The 20,543-nt window shown below is 36.8% G+C and carries 25 protein-coding genes and 1 pseudogene; 11 read left to right on the top strand and 15 right to left on the bottom strand.

The annotated features are described in order from the left end of the window. Positions 1-103: 103 nt before the first annotated feature. Together AC3CH7_RS07195 and AC3CH7_RS07190 are read right to left on the bottom strand one after the other, a co-directional pair. Positions 104-607, bottom strand: coding sequence for an NUDIX hydrolase (locus tag AC3CH7_RS07195; protein WP_198695970.1), 504 nt, complete (start codon positions 605-607; stop codon positions 104-106). 28 nt (positions 608-635) lie between these two features. Further along, positions 636-1,106, bottom strand: a complete 471-nt coding sequence (locus AC3CH7_RS07190) for a peptide-methionine (S)-S-oxide reductase (protein ID WP_036161596.1) — start codon at positions 1,104-1,106, stop codon at positions 636-638. 671 nt (positions 1,107-1,777) lie between these two features. Between AC3CH7_RS07190 and AC3CH7_RS07185 the strand changes: the two genes are divergently transcribed. The 3 genes from AC3CH7_RS07185 to AC3CH7_RS07175 all read left to right on the top strand — a co-directional run bounded on the left by AC3CH7_RS07185 (position 1,778) and on the right by AC3CH7_RS07175 (position 5,156). Beyond that, positions 1,778-2,257, top strand: a complete 480-nt coding sequence (locus AC3CH7_RS07185; RefSeq protein ID WP_012294376.1) for a DUF6530 family protein — start codon at positions 1,778-1,780, stop codon at positions 2,255-2,257. 17 nt (positions 2,258-2,274) lie between these two features. Beyond that, positions 2,275-3,654: an MATE family efflux transporter gene (locus AC3CH7_RS07180; protein WP_012294375.1), complete on the top strand. Its 1,380-nt coding sequence runs from the start codon at positions 2,275-2,277 to the stop codon at positions 3,652-3,654. 323 nt (positions 3,655-3,977) lie between these two features. After that, positions 3,978-5,156, top strand: a complete 1,179-nt coding sequence (locus tag AC3CH7_RS07175) for a Ger(x)C family spore germination protein (RefSeq protein WP_012294374.1) — start codon at positions 3,978-3,980, stop codon at positions 5,154-5,156. Positions 5,157-5,184: 28 nt separating this feature from the next. Here AC3CH7_RS07175 and AC3CH7_RS07170 read toward each other — a convergent pair whose 3' ends face one another. Further along, a complete protein-coding gene (locus tag AC3CH7_RS07170) occupies positions 5,185-5,745 on the bottom strand; it encodes an AAA family ATPase (RefSeq protein ID WP_488381644.1) in 561 nt (186 codons plus the stop codon). Positions 5,746-5,841: 96 nt separating this feature from the next. On the opposite strand from AC3CH7_RS07170, the gene AC3CH7_RS07165 reads away from it, so the two are divergent. Next, positions 5,842-6,147 carry a hypothetical protein gene (locus tag AC3CH7_RS07165; protein WP_012294372.1) on the top strand — a complete coding sequence of 102 codons (306 nt, stop codon included), beginning with the start codon at positions 5,842-5,844 and terminating at the stop codon, positions 6,145-6,147. A 32-nt stretch (positions 6,148-6,179) separates the two neighbouring features. Here the strand turns inward: AC3CH7_RS07165 and AC3CH7_RS07160 are convergent, their stop codons facing one another. The 3 genes from AC3CH7_RS07160 to AC3CH7_RS07150 form a co-directional block, all read right to left on the bottom strand. Beyond that, positions 6,180-7,208: a serine hydrolase domain-containing protein gene (locus AC3CH7_RS07160; RefSeq protein WP_012294371.1), complete on the bottom strand. Its 1,029-nt coding sequence runs from the start codon at positions 7,206-7,208 to the stop codon at positions 6,180-6,182. A gap of 214 nt (positions 7,209-7,422) precedes the next feature. After that, a complete protein-coding gene (locus AC3CH7_RS07155) occupies positions 7,423-7,752 on the bottom strand; it encodes a GNAT family N-acetyltransferase (protein WP_230584403.1) in 330 nt (109 codons plus the stop codon). Positions 7,753-7,952: 200 nt separating this feature from the next. Then, positions 7,953-8,087: a hypothetical protein gene (locus AC3CH7_RS07150; RefSeq protein WP_257216129.1), complete on the bottom strand. Its 135-nt coding sequence runs from the start codon at positions 8,085-8,087 to the stop codon at positions 7,953-7,955. Positions 8,088-8,273: 186 nt separating this feature from the next. On the opposite strand from AC3CH7_RS07150, the gene AC3CH7_RS07145 reads away from it, so the two are divergent. After that, entirely contained in the window at positions 8,274-8,804 is a 531-nt protein-coding gene (locus AC3CH7_RS07145) for a GNAT family N-acetyltransferase (RefSeq protein ID WP_036216087.1), read from the top strand. A 51-nt stretch (positions 8,805-8,855) separates the two neighbouring features. Continuing rightward, a complete protein-coding gene (locus AC3CH7_RS07140; protein ID WP_036168217.1) occupies positions 8,856-9,128 on the top strand; it encodes a hypothetical protein in 273 nt (90 codons plus the stop codon). Positions 9,129-9,190: 62 nt separating this feature from the next. Here AC3CH7_RS07140 and AC3CH7_RS07135 read toward each other — a convergent pair whose 3' ends face one another. Next, positions 9,191-9,661: a GNAT family N-acetyltransferase gene (locus AC3CH7_RS07135; protein ID WP_036161589.1), complete on the bottom strand. Its 471-nt coding sequence runs from the start codon at positions 9,659-9,661 to the stop codon at positions 9,191-9,193. Between the two features lie 184 nt (positions 9,662-9,845). Between AC3CH7_RS07135 and AC3CH7_RS07130 the strand changes: the two genes are divergently transcribed. From AC3CH7_RS07130 to AC3CH7_RS07120, 3 genes are all read left to right on the top strand, one after another. Next, entirely contained in the window at positions 9,846-10,055 is a 210-nt protein-coding gene (locus AC3CH7_RS07130; RefSeq protein WP_031418153.1) for a YjcZ family sporulation protein, read from the top strand. Positions 10,056-10,764: 709 nt separating this feature from the next. Further along, on the top strand, positions 10,765-10,887 hold the full coding sequence (locus AC3CH7_RS07125; RefSeq protein ID WP_257216131.1) for a hypothetical protein: 123 nt from the start codon (positions 10,765-10,767) through the stop codon (positions 10,885-10,887). Positions 10,888-11,209: 322 nt separating this feature from the next. Further along, positions 11,210-11,551 (top strand): hypothetical protein, encoded by a 342-nt coding sequence (locus tag AC3CH7_RS07120; RefSeq protein ID WP_031418152.1) that lies wholly within the window; start codon positions 11,210-11,212, stop codon positions 11,549-11,551. An 846-nt stretch (positions 11,552-12,397) separates the two neighbouring features. On the opposite strand, the gene deoD is transcribed toward AC3CH7_RS07120, so the two are convergent. Next, on the bottom strand, positions 12,398-13,105 hold the full coding sequence (gene deoD / locus AC3CH7_RS07115; protein ID WP_031418150.1) for a purine-nucleoside phosphorylase: 708 nt from the start codon (positions 13,103-13,105) through the stop codon (positions 12,398-12,400). A gap of 111 nt (positions 13,106-13,216) precedes the next feature. Further along, positions 13,217-13,435, bottom strand: coding sequence for a YozE family protein (locus AC3CH7_RS07110; RefSeq protein WP_031418149.1), 219 nt, complete (start codon positions 13,433-13,435; stop codon positions 13,217-13,219). A 247-nt stretch (positions 13,436-13,682) separates the two neighbouring features. Here AC3CH7_RS07110 and AC3CH7_RS07105 point away from each other — a divergent pair, with 247 nt between their 5' ends. Continuing rightward, positions 13,683-15,524 carry a methyl-accepting chemotaxis protein gene (locus AC3CH7_RS07105; RefSeq protein WP_031418148.1) on the top strand — a complete coding sequence of 614 codons (1,842 nt, stop codon included), beginning with the start codon at positions 13,683-13,685 and terminating at the stop codon, positions 15,522-15,524. Positions 15,525-15,742: 218 nt separating this feature from the next. Here AC3CH7_RS07105 and msrB read toward each other — a convergent pair whose 3' ends face one another. From msrB to AC3CH7_RS07080, 5 genes are all read right to left on the bottom strand, one after another. Continuing rightward, on the bottom strand, positions 15,743-16,171 hold the full coding sequence (gene msrB / locus AC3CH7_RS07100) for a peptide-methionine (R)-S-oxide reductase MsrB (RefSeq protein WP_012294357.1): 429 nt from the start codon (positions 16,169-16,171) through the stop codon (positions 15,743-15,745). Further along, a complete protein-coding gene (gene msrA / locus AC3CH7_RS07095; protein ID WP_031418147.1) occupies positions 16,164-16,697 on the bottom strand; it encodes a peptide-methionine (S)-S-oxide reductase MsrA in 534 nt (177 codons plus the stop codon). Before msrA ends, msrB begins: the two co-directional genes overlap by 8 nt. A 12-nt stretch (positions 16,698-16,709) precedes the next feature. Continuing rightward, entirely contained in the window at positions 16,710-17,291 is a 582-nt protein-coding gene (locus AC3CH7_RS07090; RefSeq protein ID WP_012294355.1) for a YpmS family protein, read from the bottom strand. A gap of 4 nt (positions 17,292-17,295) precedes the next feature. Continuing rightward, complete coding sequence (locus AC3CH7_RS07085; RefSeq protein ID WP_227256843.1) at positions 17,296-18,225, bottom strand: GDSL-type esterase/lipase family protein; 930 nt, start codon at positions 18,223-18,225, stop codon at positions 17,296-17,298. Between the two features lie 198 nt (positions 18,226-18,423). Continuing rightward, positions 18,424-19,266 (bottom strand): DegV family protein, encoded by an 843-nt coding sequence (locus AC3CH7_RS07080; RefSeq protein ID WP_031418146.1) that lies wholly within the window; start codon positions 19,264-19,266, stop codon positions 18,424-18,426. A gap of 274 nt (positions 19,267-19,540) precedes the next feature. Here AC3CH7_RS07080 and trhA point away from each other — a divergent pair, with 274 nt between their 5' ends. Then, a complete protein-coding gene (gene trhA, locus AC3CH7_RS07075) occupies positions 19,541-20,176 on the top strand; it encodes a PAQR family membrane homeostasis protein TrhA (RefSeq protein ID WP_036168196.1) in 636 nt (211 codons plus the stop codon). A gap of 123 nt (positions 20,177-20,299) precedes the next feature. On the opposite strand, the pseudogene AC3CH7_RS07070 reads toward trhA, so the two are convergent. Continuing rightward, a pseudogene (locus AC3CH7_RS07070) lies at positions 20,300-20,543 on the bottom strand (transposase); the annotation flags it as partial.

Below are 20,543 nucleotides of genomic sequence, written 5' to 3'. Positions count from 1 at the left end.
ACACTGTATACGTTTATCTCCAACTGGGCACGTCTGTTTCATTTTAAACATTTAGAAGAGCCGTGTATGGTCTACTATTAACTCTGCTGAAAATGAAAAAACCTTACTGTTTTGAAGGTCTTTGCTGTAGTGCACAATCCAATATTTCCTTATAAAGAATATTCCATTTGTGATAATAAAAAGCAATATCATTCGGATTTATAAACATACGTTGAGCAGATTCAAATTCTCCCTCAAATGGGAGCAGATTTGTTATCGTCATTTTGTAGAATAGTTGATAGCCAATTTTAGGGTAGGGACTATTTTTTGTCCATAATGGATTTTCACTATGGTCAACGATAATATGCCCTATCAACTTACATTCCCCTTCCACATAGCCCTCTTCCAGTGCTTCCCGTTTTAAGCAATCCTCTGGGCTTTCACCCGGTTCAATATGTCCTCCTGGAAAATCCCATCCTCGATGATTTACATCCACCAATACTAATTGATCCCCTTGAAAACAAAAGCCGTGAACACTTGTTATTAGATGATGTGGGGGCAATAAGTTATTTTTTTCCCAAGTTAATTTAACGATGGATTCTCCCCAATTCACATAAGTGGTTGTCAATTATTTCCTCCTAAAATAATAATCTCTCTTACTGATACTTATTTAATAGTTCTACTGGAATATGACAATAATCGTTTGGACATCTCGCTAACCTATCTTGATGTTCCTCTGCGCTTCTTACATAATTTGTCAGAGGTAATACTTCAACAACAATCAAATCATAATCATTTCTCTTACAAAGAAACGCCTGTGCCTCAAGTAAGTGTTCCGGATTTTCACTATAAACGCCAGTTCTGTATTTCTCGCCTACATCCTGTCCTTGTTTATTCAAACTGTAAGGATCAATCATTTCAAAAAAATACCCCATTAATTCCCTGATGGATACAACGGACGGATCAAATCCTGTTTTTACACATTCGGCATACCCATCGTAATCACTCTCAAGTGTAAAACTTGTTCCATTGGCTCTTCCTGCCTCTGTAAACACAACGCCTGGTAACGTTTTTATAAAAGCTTGAACTCCCCATAAGCAACCACCTGCAAAGTATACTACTTCCAATCTCATTCCCCCCTTTATAGTAAAAAATAGTCCCATCTATATTTTTGTAAGAAATTCCTAAATTTTTATTCCATACTACCATGAAATTCAACCAAATTACAGGCAATTTTCTCTCAACATAAAAGGACCAGGATACCCACTATGTTGGGAAGCCTGGTCCTTTTGTGAAAAAGTGAAGCTTACTACTTTGCTTTAGTTTTGTATCCTACTATTACAGTAGTTGTTTTCATCCTGAAAAAGTTACAGCTTATCTAAACATTCTATTAAGAACTTTTTGATTATCATCTAAATGCTTCCCCCGAACACAAGTGAAGAAGACCGACGAAATTGAAGTTTGCTATAATCCACAAGACATAGTCCAGAACATTCAGCATACTTTTTAAAATATGTATTTCCCTACACCTACACTTGTACATACTCCTTCCCTTTATAAATACTTCGTTATCATTCTATTTACTAATGCCTAGCAGCATAAATCGTCCATCTCCATATGATTCAAAAAAGAAGGGAAAACGTAGAATCACAATTAGCTTCATCACCGTCAATTTGTCGCTAGCCAATGCAATAAAGTTTATTTCCACTAAAGATTGACTTATGAAGTCGCTAATGCTAAATTTACTAAAGCAGTAATTTAGTAAATTACTAAATCCAAATGATAAGGAGTTTTTTTCATGAACATCCCCACACATTTAAAACATAAACCCGTAATTGTTGCCGAAAACTATGCCAATATCGATGGACGTACAGCCTATCAAACTGATGCTCAAGGGCTTTCTCTCGGCTTAGCTCAGTGGAATGACAGAGGCAAGGTGGATATTTCAGCAAAGGTTTGGCGTCATACAGGTGGCAAATGGTCTCGTCAATCAGAAGAGCTTCCCCTACATCGTGTGCTTGACCTTGCTATTTTAGTCTGTGAGGCGCAACTTCATTTTAAAGAGGCCTATCGCTATGAGCATTTATATGATGAAGAAAACCCCGTGATTAAGCGTGTAGGCTTACAGGGCGATGCCATGACTGTGGAGGTTTGTACAGAAAATGAGCAAATCCATGAAGATATTCAGCTCTTTCAGCAAGCGTTAAATAATGATGGTGAGTTAATCGGTGAACGACTACGCACATTGTCACGAATCTTAAAAGAAATGGGTTATTAAAACTCAAGAGGAACATAATGATGAATGCACAAATGTTACAAGACGATCAAAAGCTTCGGAAGGCCTTTTTAAATTTTTTAATTCCGGTTATGTTGGCAAATGTCCTACAATCCGTTGGGCAGGTTTTTGCCATGTTTTTAGTGGGGCGTAATTTGGGTGTCGATGCATTAGCAGCGATTTCAGCCTTTTTTCCATTTTTCTTCTTTTTAATGGCATTTGCCATTGGTATTGGATCAGGTAGCTCCATCTTAGTGGGGCAAACCTTCGGGGCTGGTAATCATGCTAGGATGAAGGAGGTTGTTGGTGTAACGCTCGCCTTCACAACGATTTTATCCATTGTTGTGGCAATCTTTGGTGGCTTTTTTATTGAATGGATTTTACGTTTTATGCAAACACCGGCTAATATATTAGATATGAGTATTAGCTATGCCCAAATTTTATTCTTCACGTTACCAATTATGTTCTGGTATATGGTGTATACAACCTTTATGCGTGGAGTTGGTGATTCGAAAACACCATTCCTATTTTTAGTAATCAGTGTTGTGTTAAATATCGCCTTCCTTCCTCCATTACTTTTCGGTTGGTTTGGCCTGCCTGCATTTGGCTTAAATGGCGCTGCTTATGCGTCTGTGCTATCAAACCTAGTAACAATGATTCTGTTACTGGCATATTTGCATAAAACCAAGCATTTACTCCGTTTAGACAAATCTATTTTACAGCATTTTAAATTAAAGAAAGATATTTTAGCTTCATTATTAAAGCTAGCGATTCCATCTAGTATTAGTATGGTTGCTATATCTGTGGCAGAAATAGCTGTCATAGGCTTTGTTAACGTTTATGGCTCCAATGCAACTGCAGCTTATGGTGTTGTGAATCAGGTGGCTAGTTATGCACAGGTACCTGCGATGAGTATTGCTATTGCCACATCTGTATTTGTCGCTCAAGCATTAGGAGCGAATTCTACAGAAATGATTAAAAAAATTCGCCAAATGGGTGTTCGTATTAACTATCTTTTAGGTGGTGCGATTATACTTATCATGTATCTATTTGCTGAGCCAATTTTGGCCTTTTTTATCGATTCACATGATACTGTACTCATTGCCAAAAATTATTTATATATCGCCTTTTGGAGTTATTTAATTTTCGGTCATACACAAACGGTTTCAGCTACGATGCGTGCAACAGGCGTCGTTTTATGGCCTACAATTTTCTTAGTTATTACTATTTGGGTAGTTCAGGTACCGTTAGCGTTCCTATTATCCCACCACACTTCATTAGACTTAAATGGTGTATGGCTCGCCTACCCAATTACCTTCTGTGTACATTTCATTATGCAATATACCTACTTCAAGCTAGGCTGGCAAAAACGAACATTAAAAGCAATGCTTAACGATTAAAGGATTGAGGACATGAAAAGAGCTCATGTCCTTTTTTCTATAAACACAAAATGACCAGGTGCTCGTCAGTGAGCCCTGGTCATCTTGTGAAAAGTGAATTTTACTACCTTGCTTTAGTTTTTTGTATTCTACTAATGAATTAGGCGTATATCGTTTAAAAAAGTTACAAATAAAAAAATATTTTTTTCATCTTCTTCGATTTATTTTACCCCAAGGTTTAATAGACAATTAAAACATATTGAATTACCCTACTTTTTTTTATAAAAACACCACCTTTTGTCCAAGCTATTATTATAAAATAGCTACTTGAGAGTGGAGAAACCATGAAAACAACCTTCAAATTTATAGTGATGATTTTTCTTACAACCCTGCTCGCAGGTTGCTGGGATATTACAGAGCCACAAAGAATGTACTATATCAATGCAGTCGGTGTTGATTACGTTAATGATGAATATGAGGTCTATTTACAAATTATTAATTTTGCAGATGTCGCTAAATCCATTCAACCCAGGTCAAATACTGAACCTGCTGAAATTGGTCATGCCAAGGGAAAAACCATAGAAGAAGCTATCTACAAATTGTACCGATCGTCTGACCAGCAAATTTTTTGGGGGCATATGAGATATATTATCTTCTCAGAGAGAGCCATGGAAAATGAGCGGTTTATCCCAGTTATTGATACGTTTATTCGCTTTCGAGATACAAGATATCAAATTTGGATGTATTGTACAAAGGAATCAGTGAACGATGTCCTCCTTGTCTCACCAATATTAAAAAATTCACTGTCTTCTTCAAAACTAAGTAACCCAATCAACCCAACAGAACAAGAAACGTTTATTGAACCAAAAAATTTACGAGAAATCGTTATTGGGTTAAATGAGCCAAACCACGAAGTGACTGTACCTTATGTCTCCATCAAAAAAGATTGGCAAACGGTCGATGAAAAGGTAGAAGAAACGTATTTTTCAGGTGTCGGTATTTTGTCGAAAGACGGCGTAAAAGGTTTTTTGAAGGATGAGGCTGCTAGAGGTAATCAATGGATGCATAATTACACAAACCGAGGTGAAATCACCTTTAAATTAAGAACTGACGGTAACGAGGAGTTGACCGTTAGTATTAATAAATTACAAGTAGAAAAAATACCTATTGTAAATAAAGAGGATGTTTATTTTGATGTGGAATTAAAACTTCATGCAACCGTCCAAGGCTTTAAAGGGAAAGTCAGCGAAAAGGAATTGAAAAAACAAATTATTCAGGAAGTGAAAAAGGAAATCAGAGAAACCTATACGGAGGGATTAAAATTAGATGTAGATATTTTTCGATTATCAGAGGTACTCTATCGAGATAACGTCAAAGCATGGAGAAAAATAGAAAAAGAAGGAAAAATCCCTTTACAAGAGAACTCTATTCGTAAAATATCTATTGATGTTCAGCAAATAAATCCAGGACGCAAAACGTTTTCAGAAATCATTAAAGTTAAAAGACAGGGTTCTCCTGAATAAAAAACGCTTGGGAGCCAAGCGTTTTTTTTTATAAGTGAAATTGCTCTTGGACTATTTTTGCTACATCTTCCGCACTTAAATTTGTGCTGTCTATCTTTATATAGTTTGAGAATTGGATTTCGTCCTCTAAAGAGTTCAATCTGTTTTTCTCTATTGAGGTTAACAAGTCATTTTCAGACCAAATAAGGTCCCTTTTTGAAGGCTTATGCTTCAGTCTATTCGAGCCTTTATTGCGATGCAGTCTTTCTTCTAAAGCAGCCTCAAGCTCTACATAGTATACCTTGCCCCCTTTGGATTCAAAAAGCTCAGTAACCCCCTTTACATAATCCCAATCGTCTTGAACATCGAACGCCCAAACAAATGTGAAAATTAATCCATATAAATGACTAGCTGAAACTTCTTTGAAAATCTCCTGTCGAAATAAATTGACTAATCTCTTCCCCTCTTTCGTACCGTAGTCAAATAAATGACTAACTAAATCAATTGTCATATGATTATGAAATAGCTTTAAATTAGTTATTTTGGCTAATTCCTGCCCAACTGTCATTTTCCCAACAGCTTGAGGACCAAATATAAGGACAAATTTCATTTGTTACCTCCTAGAAAATGCTCTTAATTTTTGAGTATAAAATAATTTTCACAGCAAATAATAGTTGTAAATAGTTCTAATCGAGGTGAAAAATAAATGGAACATTTCCCACTAATACATACGAACTTTTGGGATGCCGTCATCGCTGTTCCAGTGGTGATGATGCTAACACAGTTGATGAAAAAGCTATGCCATATTAAACCTTTTTGGGTTCCCTTCATCGCTTTAGTTATCGGCTTACTCATTTCCGTCTTCATCAGCCATCGCCACCACCTGTTAGCTGGCTTGTTTATGGGCTGGTTTTATGGCTATGCAGCTATTGGTAGTTATGCTTCCTTGAAAACCTCTTATATTACATATAAGCAGAAAAAACTAAAAAAACAAAATCGGTTTTCCCCTTAAATTTGTTAGGGACTACGTACAATTCAAAGTTCTTAAATTAAAAATAACCCCTCTTCTATCCCTCTCATCATATCGATTGCTCCATTTGATTGATTGGAACAGATCACTACCTTGAAAGAGGATTCTGGATAATATGCCGAGTGGAAGCATACTCCAGGATCGTACCCCATAACATGATATTTCAAAATAGATTGATGACTATTTTTCTTAATCCAGATGCCATGTCCATAACCACTACTTTCACTCATTTCTACATGTGCTAATAGAAGTTGCTTCGTTAAAGCTTCATTTAGTAGTTCAAAGTTCATCAGAGCATCCCATAACTTCGCCATATCACCTACTGTGACAAATGCTCCCCCATCAGAACCACCTTTGACAGGTAATGAGTAGATATTTGTTTTCCATGTACCATCTGCATTGTCGATATAGCCTAAGGCCGTGTTAGAAGGTAGAGCGTCCAATGAGAAATAGCCAGATTCCGTCATCTTTACACGATCAAAAATAAATTGTTGAATGTAATCTGAAAAGACCATACCTGATATATGCTCAACAATTAATCCTAATAAAATATAACCTGCATTATTGTAGTGAAATCTAGCACCTACTTGATATTTCATAGGACGATTTTGGAATAAAGGTAAAAAATCACTCAATGTTCGAAGCTGATACATTGGATTTTCAATCCACAACTCTTCAAAATCATCCATTTCCTCCTCATCAAAATAATCTGATATCCCTGATGTATGCGTCAGTAAATGATTAATCGTTATTTCCTTATCAAAATGTGGAAATGACTGATTGAGACATTCACATAGTTTAGTGTCAAAAGAAAGTTCTTCTTGTTCTATTAGCTGACAAATAGCTATTGCAGTAAAAATCTTACAGCCAGAGGCAATACCAAAACGAGTTTTTGCATGATTTTTGATTTCCTCAGAACGATTTGCATACCCAAAACTTTGGTTGACTACGATACCCTGCTTTGGATTCTCTACAAGCACGGTACCTGAAAAATTAATCTTCTGTTGAATGTCCAGTATGATGTTATCTAAATTTGTATTCATCCATTTTCTCCTAATTTAATTAAATTTTTTTTAAATAACTGTTCACTACCGCACCATAAATTTCCCCATAACGATGACGTTTCACATTGTTCTCTCTTATGGATAAGGTAAAGGGACCAATTACTAACACTCCGAAAATCTTTTTAATAGATGCCGCTCCTTTCTTCCCTATGTAGATGGATAATTTATGACGTATTTAATTGAAAGCTGTATGCTACAATGTAGGACCCGTTAATAGGCAGGCAAACCGCTCCACACCTGGGTATTTTTCTCCTAAACTTGTCATGTGAAATCCTATCTTTTTATAAAAAATCACAGCATCTCTATCCGTTTCGGCATAAATGGAAGAAAATGAATGATGATGGTGAATAGACTGAACCATCCTACGCCCAATTCCTTTCCCACGATGCGCTGGCGATACGGCTATATGTTTAATGACACACGGATGTGCATCACCTATTTCAATTCCTATACAGCCAACAAGTTCTTGATCCATGTAATAGCCATATAAATTTCCATGCCAGGGAATGTACATACAAATCATATGCCTGATCCACCTTTGCTTTGGATGTGGCATAGGATAATAATACTTTCACTGCGGGTTGAATAGGATAAGGTTGAATAATTTCCAATGCACTCTACCTTTCTATTATGGTTATACAGATAGACCTTGTTTTATTTCATAAAAGCGTTGGGATGGATGAATTATCCCTACTCCCTTAATAAGGATATAGTCGAGGCATGTTATACGTTGTTTCTTTTTTTCCACAACACTAAAACAAACATTAGTAGAAATAAAAAAGTCATGCCGATCATAATCACTGAAAGTGGATCAACAATCATAAAATAGCTGTCTCTTACCTGATAGCTGCTACTCATGGTAAACCTCCTATTTCATAAGTGATATGTATGTGTTTCTTATTCTTGTACCAAGAAATAACGAATGATTGCGGTGTTTGTAGGTTTCTGCACTAATTTGCACGATACGTATCTCCTATTTTATATTATCCATCCAAATAATGGTATGTTATATTACTTAAAAGATAGATGTTGGGAGGGTTCATGATGAAAATTAGAAAGGCAATCGTCGAAGATGCTACAGGTATTGGGACAGTACATGTCGATAGTTGGAGAACAACCTATAAAGATATAATTCCAGATGAATTTTTAGAAAAATTATCTTATACACAACGAACACTTTTATGGGAACGTCATCTCGAAGATCTTACTAAATTTATACTTGTAGCTGAAAATGACGACGGAGATATTATTGGCTTTTCTTCTGCGACTCAAAGAGAAACAGCACCTATTCCCAATTCCATTTATTTAGAAACACTCTATCTCCTAGAAGCCTATCAAGGGAACGGACTAGGTAAGCTTTTATTGAAAGAACTATTTCTTTTCTTTCAGCAGAAAAACTATTCCAAAATATATGTAGAGGTGTTGGCTGACAATACATCAAAATATTTCTACGAACATTTTGGCGCAAAGCTTTTAACAAGCCTAGACATCAATATTGGGGGCAAAGTAGTAGAGGAGCTAGTTTATGAATGGGATGATGTCAATAAAGTAGTAGAACTATTATGGGATGCATAAAAGCACCCAAATGAATTGGCAGCCTTTAACTACAGATTAGGAGGGTTGAAATTGGCGATTGGCGTTGTTGTTATTGCTTTGGTGTTAATCGTATCTATCGTTTTCATTATATGTCTCGGTAAATCGAAGAAAACAACATTCATTATTTGGGGAATCACTTTAATGGTAGTCATAGCACCACTGTTTGCCTGGGTGGTTTCTATTTTGTATGGCATAAAAGAAGGCGACGGTTTTGCAGCAGTAGGACTCATGGTCATCTTGTTCCCCTTTTTATTTCTCATTGGGCTGGTTATACTTCTCGTCGGTGTATTCAAAAAATTTTAATATATACCACTCCTGTTTATATTTTACTTCTTTAAAAATAAACAGGAGTACAGTTAGAATGCTTAAATTAAAATCTTCTCAAAGCTTAGGATAACTTTATCTTCGTAAATTCTCTCGTCAAACTGTATAAAACCAAGCGAAGTCCAGAAGTTGACAGCGCCTTTATTAGTAGAATGTACTGCGATATGAATACAGTTTGCTCGTTGACTTCTCATTAATTCCTCGTACATCATGTATATTTTTTTGGCATATCCTAAACCTTGATATTTTTTATGGACCGCCAATAGACTGATCCAAGGTTTTTGATGACGAGGGCTTAACATGCCATAATCCAAAATAGCTAGAAAGTCATCCCCTTTTTTTACCAAGTATCTTTCAACCTGTAATTCTTCTGTTTCTTCATGTATAGCTAGAATATCCTCATTCCCAAGAACCTTTTGATCATAGGCGATTAAATTATATTCCTGATTTGAGTTCATAATATCCTTTTCGATTTCCACGAATGTCCTATCATTTTTATGAAAGGTAAACATTTTTTATTTCTCCTTTTCTTTTGCTAATTTTATAGTACCTCAAATTGGAGTACATTGGCGTTTATTTATGTATCCAGGATAGACCTTATCTATCCGTGACTCTTTTTTAGCTGACATTAGACGAATACCCCACTCCCTTCAATGACAAATTACATACTATAAATTGAAGAAAGGAGAGGTTTTCATGGGATATTACGGAAACGTAGGAAATGCAGGATATTATGGTAGTGTAGGTAATTACAATTGCTGTTACAGCGGTTATGGTAATGAGTATAACATGGGCTACTGCATGGACCATGGCAAAGGTAATAGTTCAACATTTGTCTTAATCGTGATTCTATTCATTCTACTCATCATTGTTGGCGCAACATTCATGCAAAAAGAAGATTGCTAATCATTAGTGATAAGAGATAACTATAACTTCTTTTGTCAATCATCCAAGGGTCCTTTACAGCCAGGTGGCCCTTGGATTTTCACTAAGAAAAAAAAGAAAAACAACCGACTAACATTTGTCGGTTGCTTCACAAATTACGATATTAGTCTTGAATAGCTGGCTCTAATGCGACAACCATCATGTCGTTGAATTACTTGTACTTTTTTAAAGAACAGGATACTTCATGAATGTTGATTTAACAACATTCTACACTATTTAAAATACAACTAAAATTGTTTACCTTTTTATTACGTTAACTAAATATAAGAGGTTGGTCGCTTTTGGTCACCGAAAGTCGACTGCTTTTAAAGGAGACCGCCAGTAAAAAGGTGGTCTCTTTTTAATTGCCCCAGAACTTGTAGGATTGCTTCTGTATTTCAAAAAGATATTTACCATTTCACCACTATCTTATTCATCACATCATAAGTGGTTTGCTTATGCCACCAGTTGCCTTTAGTCAAGTAACCCCAATTCCGTATTGTGCTGTTTTTGCCCCTATAACCATTTCTGCTCGCATTTTTTTGATGGTGGTAACCTTTGTATCTCAATTCGAGCTGTAGCGTGTGAAGACGCTGAAGCTTTCTCTTTTTCAATCGTAAATTTGAAACCTTTTCCATTTGCATCCGTAAATTAATTACAACACTTTTTCTTTATAATAGGAGGTATTTAAATGGACTCTTTTGCACTTATGGCTTTTTCTTTTGCTTGTTTGTCATTTGTCTTTGCTATTTCAGCTGATTCTAAAATCAAAAAATTAGAAAAACGTATCGACGAACTCGAAAGAAGCCAGTAATTTCTTTAAAGCATACATACATAATAGGCTTATAGAGCGATGTATTTTAATCGCTCTATTTTGTTTATTCCTCAATATGTCCGTTTTCTTTTGATCTCTCCATATTATATTTTGCAACTACTAGGGTATTTTGTCTTTTTATATGGATTCACCTATGTTTATAGATTCACTAATAATACATTTTCTACTAAACAATTCACACTTTACCTTTGTTTTTAAAGAAACTTGATTAATAAGTCTATAGAATGTAGAAGCGTAATGCATATTATGAAAATGTAATCTGCAGATTATTAATCTTAAGTTAAAAGGAGGTGAAAATTACATGCCTTTAACTACTGGTCCAATTGAAAATACAGGAAATCTACCAGCTAATGCCTCTAGCGTTCGTATCAAAGTTCTTAATCTTACTGGAGGTTTATTAACAGGAGTAGTAAGGGTTTTCAGACTAAACGGCACGAGACAGTTATTATCAACAACTCCTTTTGCTGCTAATGCCAACGCTTCTACATTTGTAACTCCAAGTGTGAGTGGTTCTGCTCAATATGAGGTTGAAATTGTTCCTAATCAAACTGGAGGATTATACAGTGTGTACGGTCGAACAGCTTCAGGTGTAATTATCGATGCCCAACGATTTGTAAATTCAGAATTAACGCAAATTCTTTAATTTTATAAATCTATGCTTAAAAACGTGTGAGCCTTATTTTTAACAGGCTCTTATTGTGGACTAAAGGTATAAAGAAGTGCACTCTTTATACCTTTAGTTATTTTTTAGCCCTTTTATTTTTACTTATGGCAACGCTACTCTTTCTTTTTGATGGTCAATCGCCTCACCCAGCACTTGATGAAATTCTTTCATTACTTCCATACTTAATCCGGGTTCCGAACTTAACCTCATCCTCTATATTCCTGTTATCATCCAGCTTAAATTTTGAAATAGCAACATAAAAAAATTCCATCCAATTGATTAGTCTCAACCCGCAAAGAACAACCTTCACCCATCTTTTACACTCTTGTTTAGCTGCATGTGGTGAAGAAAAACAGGAGTGTAAATAGTAGGAGCCTATAGTCGTGAAATTACAGCAGACGAAAAAGAATATATTCAAATAGTAATGAATGGCGATTTCGATCCTTTAATTACTAAAACAGAAGGAAAAGCAAACGAAGTACAACAAGACTATAACAATCTTGCATTAGCATACGAAAAATTCAATGGTATAGATGAAGACCTACCGAGTGTATTCACAACAGCGACTCAACTAAAATACGTTTACGTAGTTGAGAGACTTGAGAAGATAAAATATATATCAGATGAGATTAAAGAAAAAGTTATTTAATTAAAAATTGTAGCACAAGATAAAGAGGAACAGTGGAGTTAACTATAGTCACTTAACTATGAAAGATAAAGAAAAAGCAACCGACTACTTTAACTCCATTTTACAAAAATGGTCGTTTTTTGGTCGGTTGCTTTTATTAAGGTATTTCATACATGTTGAAAACGCTGTTTTATCAACTAGTCTTGAATAGCTGCCTCTAATGCGACAACCATCATGTCGTTGAATGTTGTTTGACGTTCTTCTGAAGTTGTTACTTCACCTGTAATGATGTGGTCACTTACTGTTAGAACAGAAAGTGCTTTACGGCCAAATTTAGCGGCTAATGTGTAAAGAGCTGCTGATTCCATTTCTACAGCTAGTACACCGTATTGTGCTAATTTTTCATTTTGATGCTCATCTGAGTAGAATAAATCTGCTGTGAAGATATTCCCTACTTGTAAGTTAAGTCCAGCATCTTTCCCTGCGTTATACGCTTTCAATAATAGGTCAAAGTCTGCGATTGGTGCGAAGTCGATAGCTCCACCCCAAATGATTTGGTTCATACGTGTATCAGATGTTGCTGCTTGTGCTAAAATCACGTCACGCACTTTCACATCTTTTTGAATTGCACCACAAGTACCTACACGGATTAATTTTTGAACATCATATTCTTGCATTAATTCTGTCGCATAGATTGAAATAGATGGCACACCCATACCAGTTCCTTGTACTGAAATACGTTTGCCTTTATACGTACCCGTATAACCAAACATATTACGTACCTCGTTGTAGCAAGTTACATCCTCTAAAAATGTTTCCGCGATGTATTTTGCACGAAGTGGATCTCCTGGAAGTAAAATTGTGTCAGCGATTTCACCTTTTTTTGCATTAATATGAACACTCATACTGCAATCCCTCTTTTCTGTCAGTTATCACTATAAATAATACTGTGTTTCTGTCATTTACGCAATGCTAGACGTCTAGCAACTAAAAAATTATTTATAGTTTTCGTACAATTATGCCTGTCCCTCATATAATTCCCACAAATGATCAAAAGCTTCAATTGTTAAATTTTCTGTAGCATAGGATTCAATGTAGTTGGATAGTTCGTTAAAGTCTGTGCTTTGCTTTGGAAAATTATGCTCATGAAACATTTCCTCTGCAAACCGTACCTTAGGGTCTGACCAGTCGCCGCCCCGAAATGTTAGGACATATAAATAAAAACTTTTTTTCATCACACAATTTCCCCTTTTCTTGCATTTACTTTTCGATAGTGTATCAGAAAAACCGTTATTCGTCATAATTTCCACTACTAAGATATATTACCTATCCAAGGTTTTAGCACTATTTTCTTGGACAATCCTGACTTTTGTCACAGCTATAGCTATCAGAAAAATTTAAATTTTTAGAAAAAATAATAGAAATATCTAGTAAAATAAGATAAAATGGAAATCGATTACTAAAAATTAGGAAGGTGATGCGATGAAAAAGACTAAGAATATTCATGATGCAGCAAAAAAACGCCCGACTCTCTTCACTTTTAGCTTTTTTAAGAGAAAGAAAGCTTCTATACAAGAGAAAAACGGGATCAATCCCCGTCCTAATAGAGTAAAACGACAACGTTTTTACCATTTAATTAGAGGAAAAGTGCTTATGATGTTCGCACTTCTTATTGTAATTAATGGTGTAATGGGTATATTGTCTTATGTCAATATACAGAAGCTTCAGCAGGAGATGGAGGATTTCACTAAGAAGAATGTCTTAGAGCAGTTAACAGTAAATCAACTTGCGTATGAGATTGCAAGGCTGACGAATTTGGAACAAAGTTACTTAATTACAGGTAATGGCATTTATTCTACTTCATATCATTTGAAAATTGATACTATTAATAAAAAATTAACGGCTTTAAATGAACAATTTCAGGATCGGGAAGTTGAGCTTGGTCATATACAGGCCATTGACCAGTATTATAGAAATTACTTGGATTATTCAAAAAAAGTGATGACTATGCGTGATGAACTTGGTCTTGAGCAGGCCCGTAAGCTTATGATGGGGGCTACTGGGGAAACAATGAAAACCCATATTGATAATAATATTGAATCCATAAATATTGTAATGGATGAATCGAATAAAGCTAAATTAGACAAGCTTAATCAACAAGTAAACCTTTCGATCACTACATTCTTTATCGTATCTATTATAGGGTTTTTAGCCATTGTTATGTTTGGTTTTATGCTCTTTAAATCTTTGAAACGTAATACACAAGCGATTAATGACTCCATCCTTGATATTGCTCAGGCAGGAGGCGATTTGACGAGGCGTGTGAAAGTGCGAAATCATGATGAATTTTCCATTATTGCTGCTTCCACAAATACGTTGATTGAATCCATTTCCAATTTAATTCGACGTGTAAGTGAACTGGCTGATCATGTATCAAGCAGTAGTCAGGAGCTCATGTCGCTAGCAGATGAAAATGCTCGTACCATTCAAGATATTGCGGATGCGACTGCAGATATTGCAAGCGATAGTGATAATACCATTTCTAGTATGAATAGTGCACAACAAAAAATGAGTGATTTAGAGCACTCTATGCATCAATTGAACGAACAAGCCAGTGCCGTACATCGTGCCTCTATAGCCATGCAGCAAGCAGCCGATGAAGGAAGCCTTTCTGTGGAGCAATCTTCGCTTGTTATGCAATCAATCGAAGAAACTATGGCTTCCACAACATCCACGGTCGAGGCTTTAGGTCGTAAATCTGCCGACATTACATCAATCATTGGTACCATTACAGCCATTTCCGAGCAAACAAATCTACTAGCTTTAAATGCAGCGATTGAAGCGGCTCGAGCTGGCGAGCATGGTCGAGGTTTTGCCGTGGTAGCGGATGAAGTTCGAAAACTAGCTGAGCAATCCCAAAGTGCTGCCAAGGAAGTAACTGCTATCGTGACATCTATTCAAGATGAAGTTACATCTATTATTGCTCAAAACCATGAAGGAGTCACTACGGTCATTCGAGGCGTAGAAGTAACCAATGAAACCAATCAATCTTTGGCCAACATTTTATCGCATACACAAGAAACAACAACGATAATTGCAGCCATGGTGGATAAAATTGCATCTACACTTGACTTTAGCAATGCCGTAGCGAGCGACTTCATTCACGTCAATGCCTATGCTGAGCAGTCCGCGGCTAACACCGTAACATCCGCCGCCGCTGCCACACAGGGCTCCGCTTCCATGCAGGAAATCAACGCGGCTGCCACTGAGCTTGCTCAACAAGCTGACAGCCTGCGAAATCTAGTAGGAGCATTTAAAGTTTAAGTTTTTTCTAAACGTTATTGTAAATTTAAGAGGGAATCCTTCCAATGAAAGGATTCCTTCTTATTTTTTGAGGAGGAGATGCTTCAATATGGCGAGGTGTGAATCAGCCAAGGTCAGAGGTGCTATCCGCTCGTTCTATCCTCACTTCACACATTCTATCCTCTACTTAGTTAATGCACAAAAAAACCTAGCAAGGTCGCTCTTGCTAGGATGATATTTTATTTGAATAATGATAGGAATTGGCCGTAGCCTTCTTTTTCTAAATCTTCTTTTGCTACGAAACGTAGGGATGCTGAGTTAATGCAGTAGCGTAAGCCTCCTAGTTCACTTGGGCCGTCTGGGAAGACATGTCCTAGATGGGAGTCTGCTTCTTTACTGCGTACCTCTACCCGACGCATACCGTGGGAAGTGTCGAAGTGTTCAGTTACTTCTTCTTTTTGGATGGGCTTTGTAAATGCTGGCCAGCCACAGCCTGAGTTGTATTTATCCAATGAGCTGAATAGTGGTTTCCCAGAGACGATATCTACATAGATGCCCTCTTCAAAATGCTCATCAAACTCATTACGAAATGGTGGTTCTGTCCCATTTTCCTGTGTCACATAATATTGCATGTCTGTGAGTTCTTTTAAACGTTGTTCTTTATTCATGTTTGTTCCCCCAGTGGTGCTCTTGAAACGCTCGGCGACCACTTCCAACCGAATAGCGTTCATAGTGCATTGGATTTTTCTTATAATAATATTGGTGATAGTCCTCAGCCGGGTAAAATGTGCTAGCAGGTAAGATTTTCACCATGATCGGTTTATCAAATTTTCCAGAGGCTTCTAAATCAGCCTTTGAACGCTCTGCTAGTTGTCGTTGTTCTTCATTATGATAGTAAATGGCTGTTGTGTAGGATTCGCCACGATCGTAAAATTGGCCTCCTGCATCTGTCGGGTCTATTAAGGTCCAATAGATGGATAGTAGTTGCTCATAGCTATAAAGATCATCATTGTATACGATTTGCACGGCTTCTACATGTCCAGTAGTTTCTGAGCACACTTGCTCATAGGTTGGATTGACAACATGTCCACCTGTATAGCCTGATAGCACCGACTCAATGCCAGGTGTTTCGTCAAATGGCTTGACCATACACCAAAAACAGCCTCCTGCAAATGTTGCATATTGCTTTGCCATTCATTTCACTCCTTATTCACCAGGAACAATAATTTCTAATAAAATTTTGTCATTTGGTAAGTCTAATTCTTTAGCACGGACACGTGATCCTGATGCTATGTTAATTCGCGATAAATCAATATAGATTTCTGCTTTATTGGGGTTCACGGTAATCCAAGAAGGGAATTCCACCGAATCCCGCATAATTTTCATGGTCGTCTCCGGCGGAATGTTTAATAGCCCGACATTCATTCCCGTCTGCTTTAAAATAATATTGCCCTTGTCATCCACAATTGGATCAAAATTCATGGAAATCGGGATTTCCGTATAAAACACGGTAAGTGTGCTTCGTAATTGAATATCATCGCCGATTGTAAAATCAAGTGGTAAAGGCGAGCCTTTTGCTGCATCTTTTAAATATTTTTTGGAAATCGATTCTAATTCCTTTGTTGTGGTTTGCACCACGAGTACATTCCCTTTGCTTTCACTTTCACCTGCTGAACTCTTCGCAACATCGACTCCATCTACTGGTCTAGTTGCTAAAAAAACGACGAGGAGGATTGCAAAAAGCACTGTGCCTGCTAAGGCGAAAAACGCGACTTTCCATTTATTCATTTTGTCACTCCTCGAAGCCTATTGCCTTGTTAATCTTTTCTTCCATACCACACTGCTCCATTGCTGCTAGTATACGTTCTGTCATTTTTTCATATCCCTTTGCATTGGGGTGGAAAAAATCTGTATGATAGACGAGCTCTTCATTTGAATCAAATAAATCCTCCACCGATACGTAGCATGCATTGGAATCTTCGCTCGCTACTTCCTCAATCACATTATTCCATTCTGTGATAATTGTATCGAATTCATTCGCCTCATTGGTCACAATCGAAAATGGATTGTAGAATCCAATGAGTAGGATAGGCACTGTCGGATTTTTTGCACGAATTCCTTCAACGATTTTGCTATAGCGCTGCTTATAGGTCCGCAATTCTTTATCGAATGCGTCACGCTTCAGATTAAACAAATCCTGTTTAACCACTTTCATGACATCATTGCCACCCATTGTTAAAGAAATGAGCTGCGCTTGCTGCAACTCTTCATCATAATGCCCTTTTTTCACTAATTTTAGTAGCTGATCACTACGTCTGCCCCGTTTGCCACGATTATCAACATCCACCTCGGAAATCGAAGGCCACGTAAGCAATGAATCTGCTAATCTTCCTACATAACCGTCTTGACTATACTCATCACCGACACCATCTGTTAATGAATCTCCCAGTGCCAAGTAATGCAGTTGCTTTGCATTTTCTTCATCAATTTGCGATAAATCCTCTGCTGATGGCTCAAAAAAATGTTCAAAAATTTGCGTCAGCATATTCTTGGAGGTTTTTTCCTCTTCTACTGTTTGTTGCTCATCCTGCGTCATATCTTGCTCCGTTTCTGCTTGCTCGCCGTCAGGCTCTGCTTGCGGATTCGGCTCATCGATTGATATTGCACAACCACTTAGTACTAAGACGATCAAACATGACAACATAAATCGCCAAATGTCCATTTGACCACCTTCCATCCCTTTCTGTACCTTCTATTATAGAATAGTTCATACCCTAATGAAAAGTGACTTACCCTCTGTTCTCCATAATTTTGTGTTGTTGTCAAATTTCCTCTTTTCCAAATGCCGAACAAGCATCCAGCTAAAAGGTAAAAAATGAAAAAAAGCCACTACATTTACTTATGTAGTAGCTCCTCACTATTATTCTGCAAAATAAATAAATCCGATTGCACCTGGTCCAGTATGTGTCGAAATAATTGGGGATGTAAAGGCAATCTCAACTTTATCAAAACCAGTTCCTTCGATTAACTCTTTTAATGGATTACCCATTGTGATGAGGCCATCTGCATGAGAAATACCGACCGTTTTAACTGTTTTCCCAGCCGTATCTGCTTGGAATTGTTTAAATAAGTAATTCACAACCTGTTTATGGCTACGAACCTTGGAAACAGGATTGTAAACGCCACCCTCTAGGTTAGCAATAACTTTGATGTTCAGCAATGAGCCGATAAAGCCCTTTCCTTTACCAATTCGACCGCCTTTAATTAGATTCTCAAGGGTATCCACAATCACATACAAATGTGTGTTTGCACGTACTTTATCCAGACGGGCCACGATGTCCTCAACCGTTGCTCCAGCATCGCGCATTTTTATAGCCTCACGTAGCTGGATAGCTAGACCAATTGCAATAAAGCGTGAGTCAATCACAGTCACATCGGCGTCTGTCATTTGAGCTGCTTGTCGTGCTGACTCCACCGTGCCACTCATACCACCTGTCATATGGATGGATATAATTTGATCGCCATCTTTGCCTAACTCATCATATAATTCCTTAAATTTCCCTGGTGCAGGCTGCGAACTTTTCGGCAAATTTTTAGCATTTTTCATTAAGCCTAAAAAAGGTTGTGGCTCTAAATCCACACCATCTATATATGTTTCACCATCAATTTGAATTGTTAATGGCACGATATGTATGCCATGCTGTGCTACTTCTTCTTTAGTTAAATCACAAGTTGAGTCCGTTACTATATGAATTCGTCCCACTTCGACACATCCTTTTACTTCATTAAAATTTATTATATAGACTAATGAATCATTATGTAAACATGACATTTGTCATTAGGTTAAGCCTTGATTTCTTTAGAATGTAAACGCTACCTTTGATACTATAGCGTTTCCTTTATCTCTTGTCTATCAAAGCCCCTAAAAGAATATGACAGCCTTATGACATTTTTGATATGAAATATATGACAAATGTAAATGTTCATATATAAATTATTGGGGTATAGTAAATACATGAACGAAAGGAGTGTTGTAAATGATTGATTCATTTGACTATAAATCTTGGAAGGAAGAGCTGTGGAATGCCATTACACACGGTATTGGTTTTATTGCAAGTATTCCGGCTCTAGTTGTTTTACTGCTTACAGCTGTGCAAACAGGTAATGCTCTACATATTACTACTTTTAGTATTTTTGGTGCCTCTGTCATCATCTTGTTTTTAATGTCCACATTGCTACACAGTATGCCAGAAAAATATAAACACTTTTTCGCTATTTTGGACCACTCGTCCATTTACATTTTAATTGCTGGTACGTATACGCCGTTTTTATTAATTGCCGTTGGTGGCACATTAGGTTTGACTTTGTTATGTATTATTTGGACATTGGCTGTCCTAGGTGTTCTTTTTAAATGTTTCTTCATCAATCGTTTTGAAGTCCTATCTTTAATATTTTATATTGGCATGGGCTGGTTAATCATTTTTGCTATTAAGCCCGTTTATCTATACTTAGGCTTTTACGGCTTTGCTTTATTGCTAGCGGGTGGGCTGTTTTATACGATTGGTGCCATCTTTTATGCTTGGCGCTCTCTACCTTATAACCATGCAATATGGCATCTTTTTGTGCTAGCTGGCTGTGCTTCCATGTACGCTTGTGTGTACTTCTATTTATAAAAAAGTCGCTCCCTTCATAAGAGGGCACTGAAAAACTTATGTTTTCATAAAATCGAACCTTTTTCAGATAAAAATAAGGCACTTCTTGTTCAATTTTGAACAGGAAGTGCCTTATTTCTGTCTCACTGGATCTTCTGTTGCCATATCCAAGTAATAGTTGAATGACATATCATACTTTGAGCGCTCTACTAGGTCGACGTCTGATACATCATTCATCGCTTTTAATAATAAGTACTTAATCATGCGAATTGGAGGAATGGTATTACGTCCATTATCTAAACAATATTTTGTTTTTAGCTCTTCTAAAAAAAATGAAAATTCAACAAGTTCATTGACCTGGCGAAGCATGTTATCTTTTGGCACAACA

It is taken from the genome of Lysinibacillus sp. F12 (genome assembly GCF_057773605.1).
This window is presented reverse-complemented; position numbering and strand designations above follow the sequence as displayed.

What these genes read in the sequence shown, in the direction of transcription:
- AC3CH7_RS07120 (WP_031418152.1), top strand. Translation starts at nt 11,210, where the DNA reads ATGCCTTTAACTACTGGTCCAATTGAAAATACAGGAAATCTACCAGCT.
- AC3CH7_RS07090 (WP_012294355.1), bottom strand. Translation starts at nt 17,291, where the DNA reads ATGAATAAATGGAAAGTCGCGTTTTTCGCCTTAGCAGGCACAGTGCTT.
- AC3CH7_RS07180 (WP_012294375.1), top strand. Translation starts at nt 2,275, where the DNA reads ATGATGAATGCACAAATGTTACAAGACGATCAAAAGCTTCGGAAGGCC.
- AC3CH7_RS07175 (WP_012294374.1), top strand. Translation starts at nt 3,978, where the DNA reads ATGAAAACAACCTTCAAATTTATAGTGATGATTTTTCTTACAACCCTG.
- AC3CH7_RS07155 (WP_230584403.1), bottom strand. Translation starts at nt 7,752, where the DNA reads ATGATTTGTATGTACATTCCCTGGCATGGAAATTTATATGGCTATTAC.
- AC3CH7_RS07105 (WP_031418148.1), top strand. Translation starts at nt 13,683, where the DNA reads ATGAAAAAGACTAAGAATATTCATGATGCAGCAAAAAAACGCCCGACT.
- AC3CH7_RS07110 (WP_031418149.1), bottom strand. Translation starts at nt 13,435, where the DNA reads ATGAAAAAAAGTTTTTATTTATATGTCCTAACATTTCGGGGCGGCGAC.
- AC3CH7_RS07150 (WP_257216129.1), bottom strand. Translation starts at nt 8,087, where the DNA reads ATGAGTAGCAGCTATCAGGTAAGAGACAGCTATTTTATGATTGTTGAT.
- trhA (WP_036168196.1), top strand. Translation starts at nt 19,541, where the DNA reads ATGATTGATTCATTTGACTATAAATCTTGGAAGGAAGAGCTGTGGAAT.
- AC3CH7_RS07165 (WP_012294372.1), top strand. Translation starts at nt 5,842, where the DNA reads ATGGAACATTTCCCACTAATACATACGAACTTTTGGGATGCCGTCATC.
- AC3CH7_RS07145 (WP_036216087.1), top strand. Translation starts at nt 8,274, where the DNA reads ATGAAAATTAGAAAGGCAATCGTCGAAGATGCTACAGGTATTGGGACA.
- msrA (WP_031418147.1), bottom strand. Translation starts at nt 16,697, where the DNA reads ATGGCAAAGCAATATGCAACATTTGCAGGAGGCTGTTTTTGGTGTATG.
- AC3CH7_RS07160 (WP_012294371.1), bottom strand. Translation starts at nt 7,208, where the DNA reads ATGAATACAAATTTAGATAACATCATACTGGACATTCAACAGAAGATT.
- AC3CH7_RS07125 (WP_257216131.1), top strand. Translation starts at nt 10,765, where the DNA reads ATGGACTCTTTTGCACTTATGGCTTTTTCTTTTGCTTGTTTGTCATTT.
- deoD (WP_031418150.1), bottom strand. Translation starts at nt 13,105, where the DNA reads ATGAGTGTTCATATTAATGCAAAAAAAGGTGAAATCGCTGACACAATT.
- msrB (WP_012294357.1), bottom strand. Translation starts at nt 16,171, where the DNA reads ATGAATAAAGAACAACGTTTAAAAGAACTCACAGACATGCAATATTAT.
- AC3CH7_RS07085 (WP_227256843.1), bottom strand. Translation starts at nt 18,225, where the DNA reads ATGGACATTTGGCGATTTATGTTGTCATGTTTGATCGTCTTAGTACTA.
- AC3CH7_RS07170 (WP_488381644.1), bottom strand. Translation starts at nt 5,745, where the DNA reads ATGAAATTTGTCCTTATATTTGGTCCTCAAGCTGTTGGGAAAATGACA.
- AC3CH7_RS07135 (WP_036161589.1), bottom strand. Translation starts at nt 9,661, where the DNA reads ATGTTTACCTTTCATAAAAATGATAGGACATTCGTGGAAATCGAAAAG.
- AC3CH7_RS07130 (WP_031418153.1), top strand. Translation starts at nt 9,846, where the DNA reads ATGGGATATTACGGAAACGTAGGAAATGCAGGATATTATGGTAGTGTA.
- AC3CH7_RS07185 (WP_012294376.1), top strand. Translation starts at nt 1,778, where the DNA reads ATGAACATCCCCACACATTTAAAACATAAACCCGTAATTGTTGCCGAA.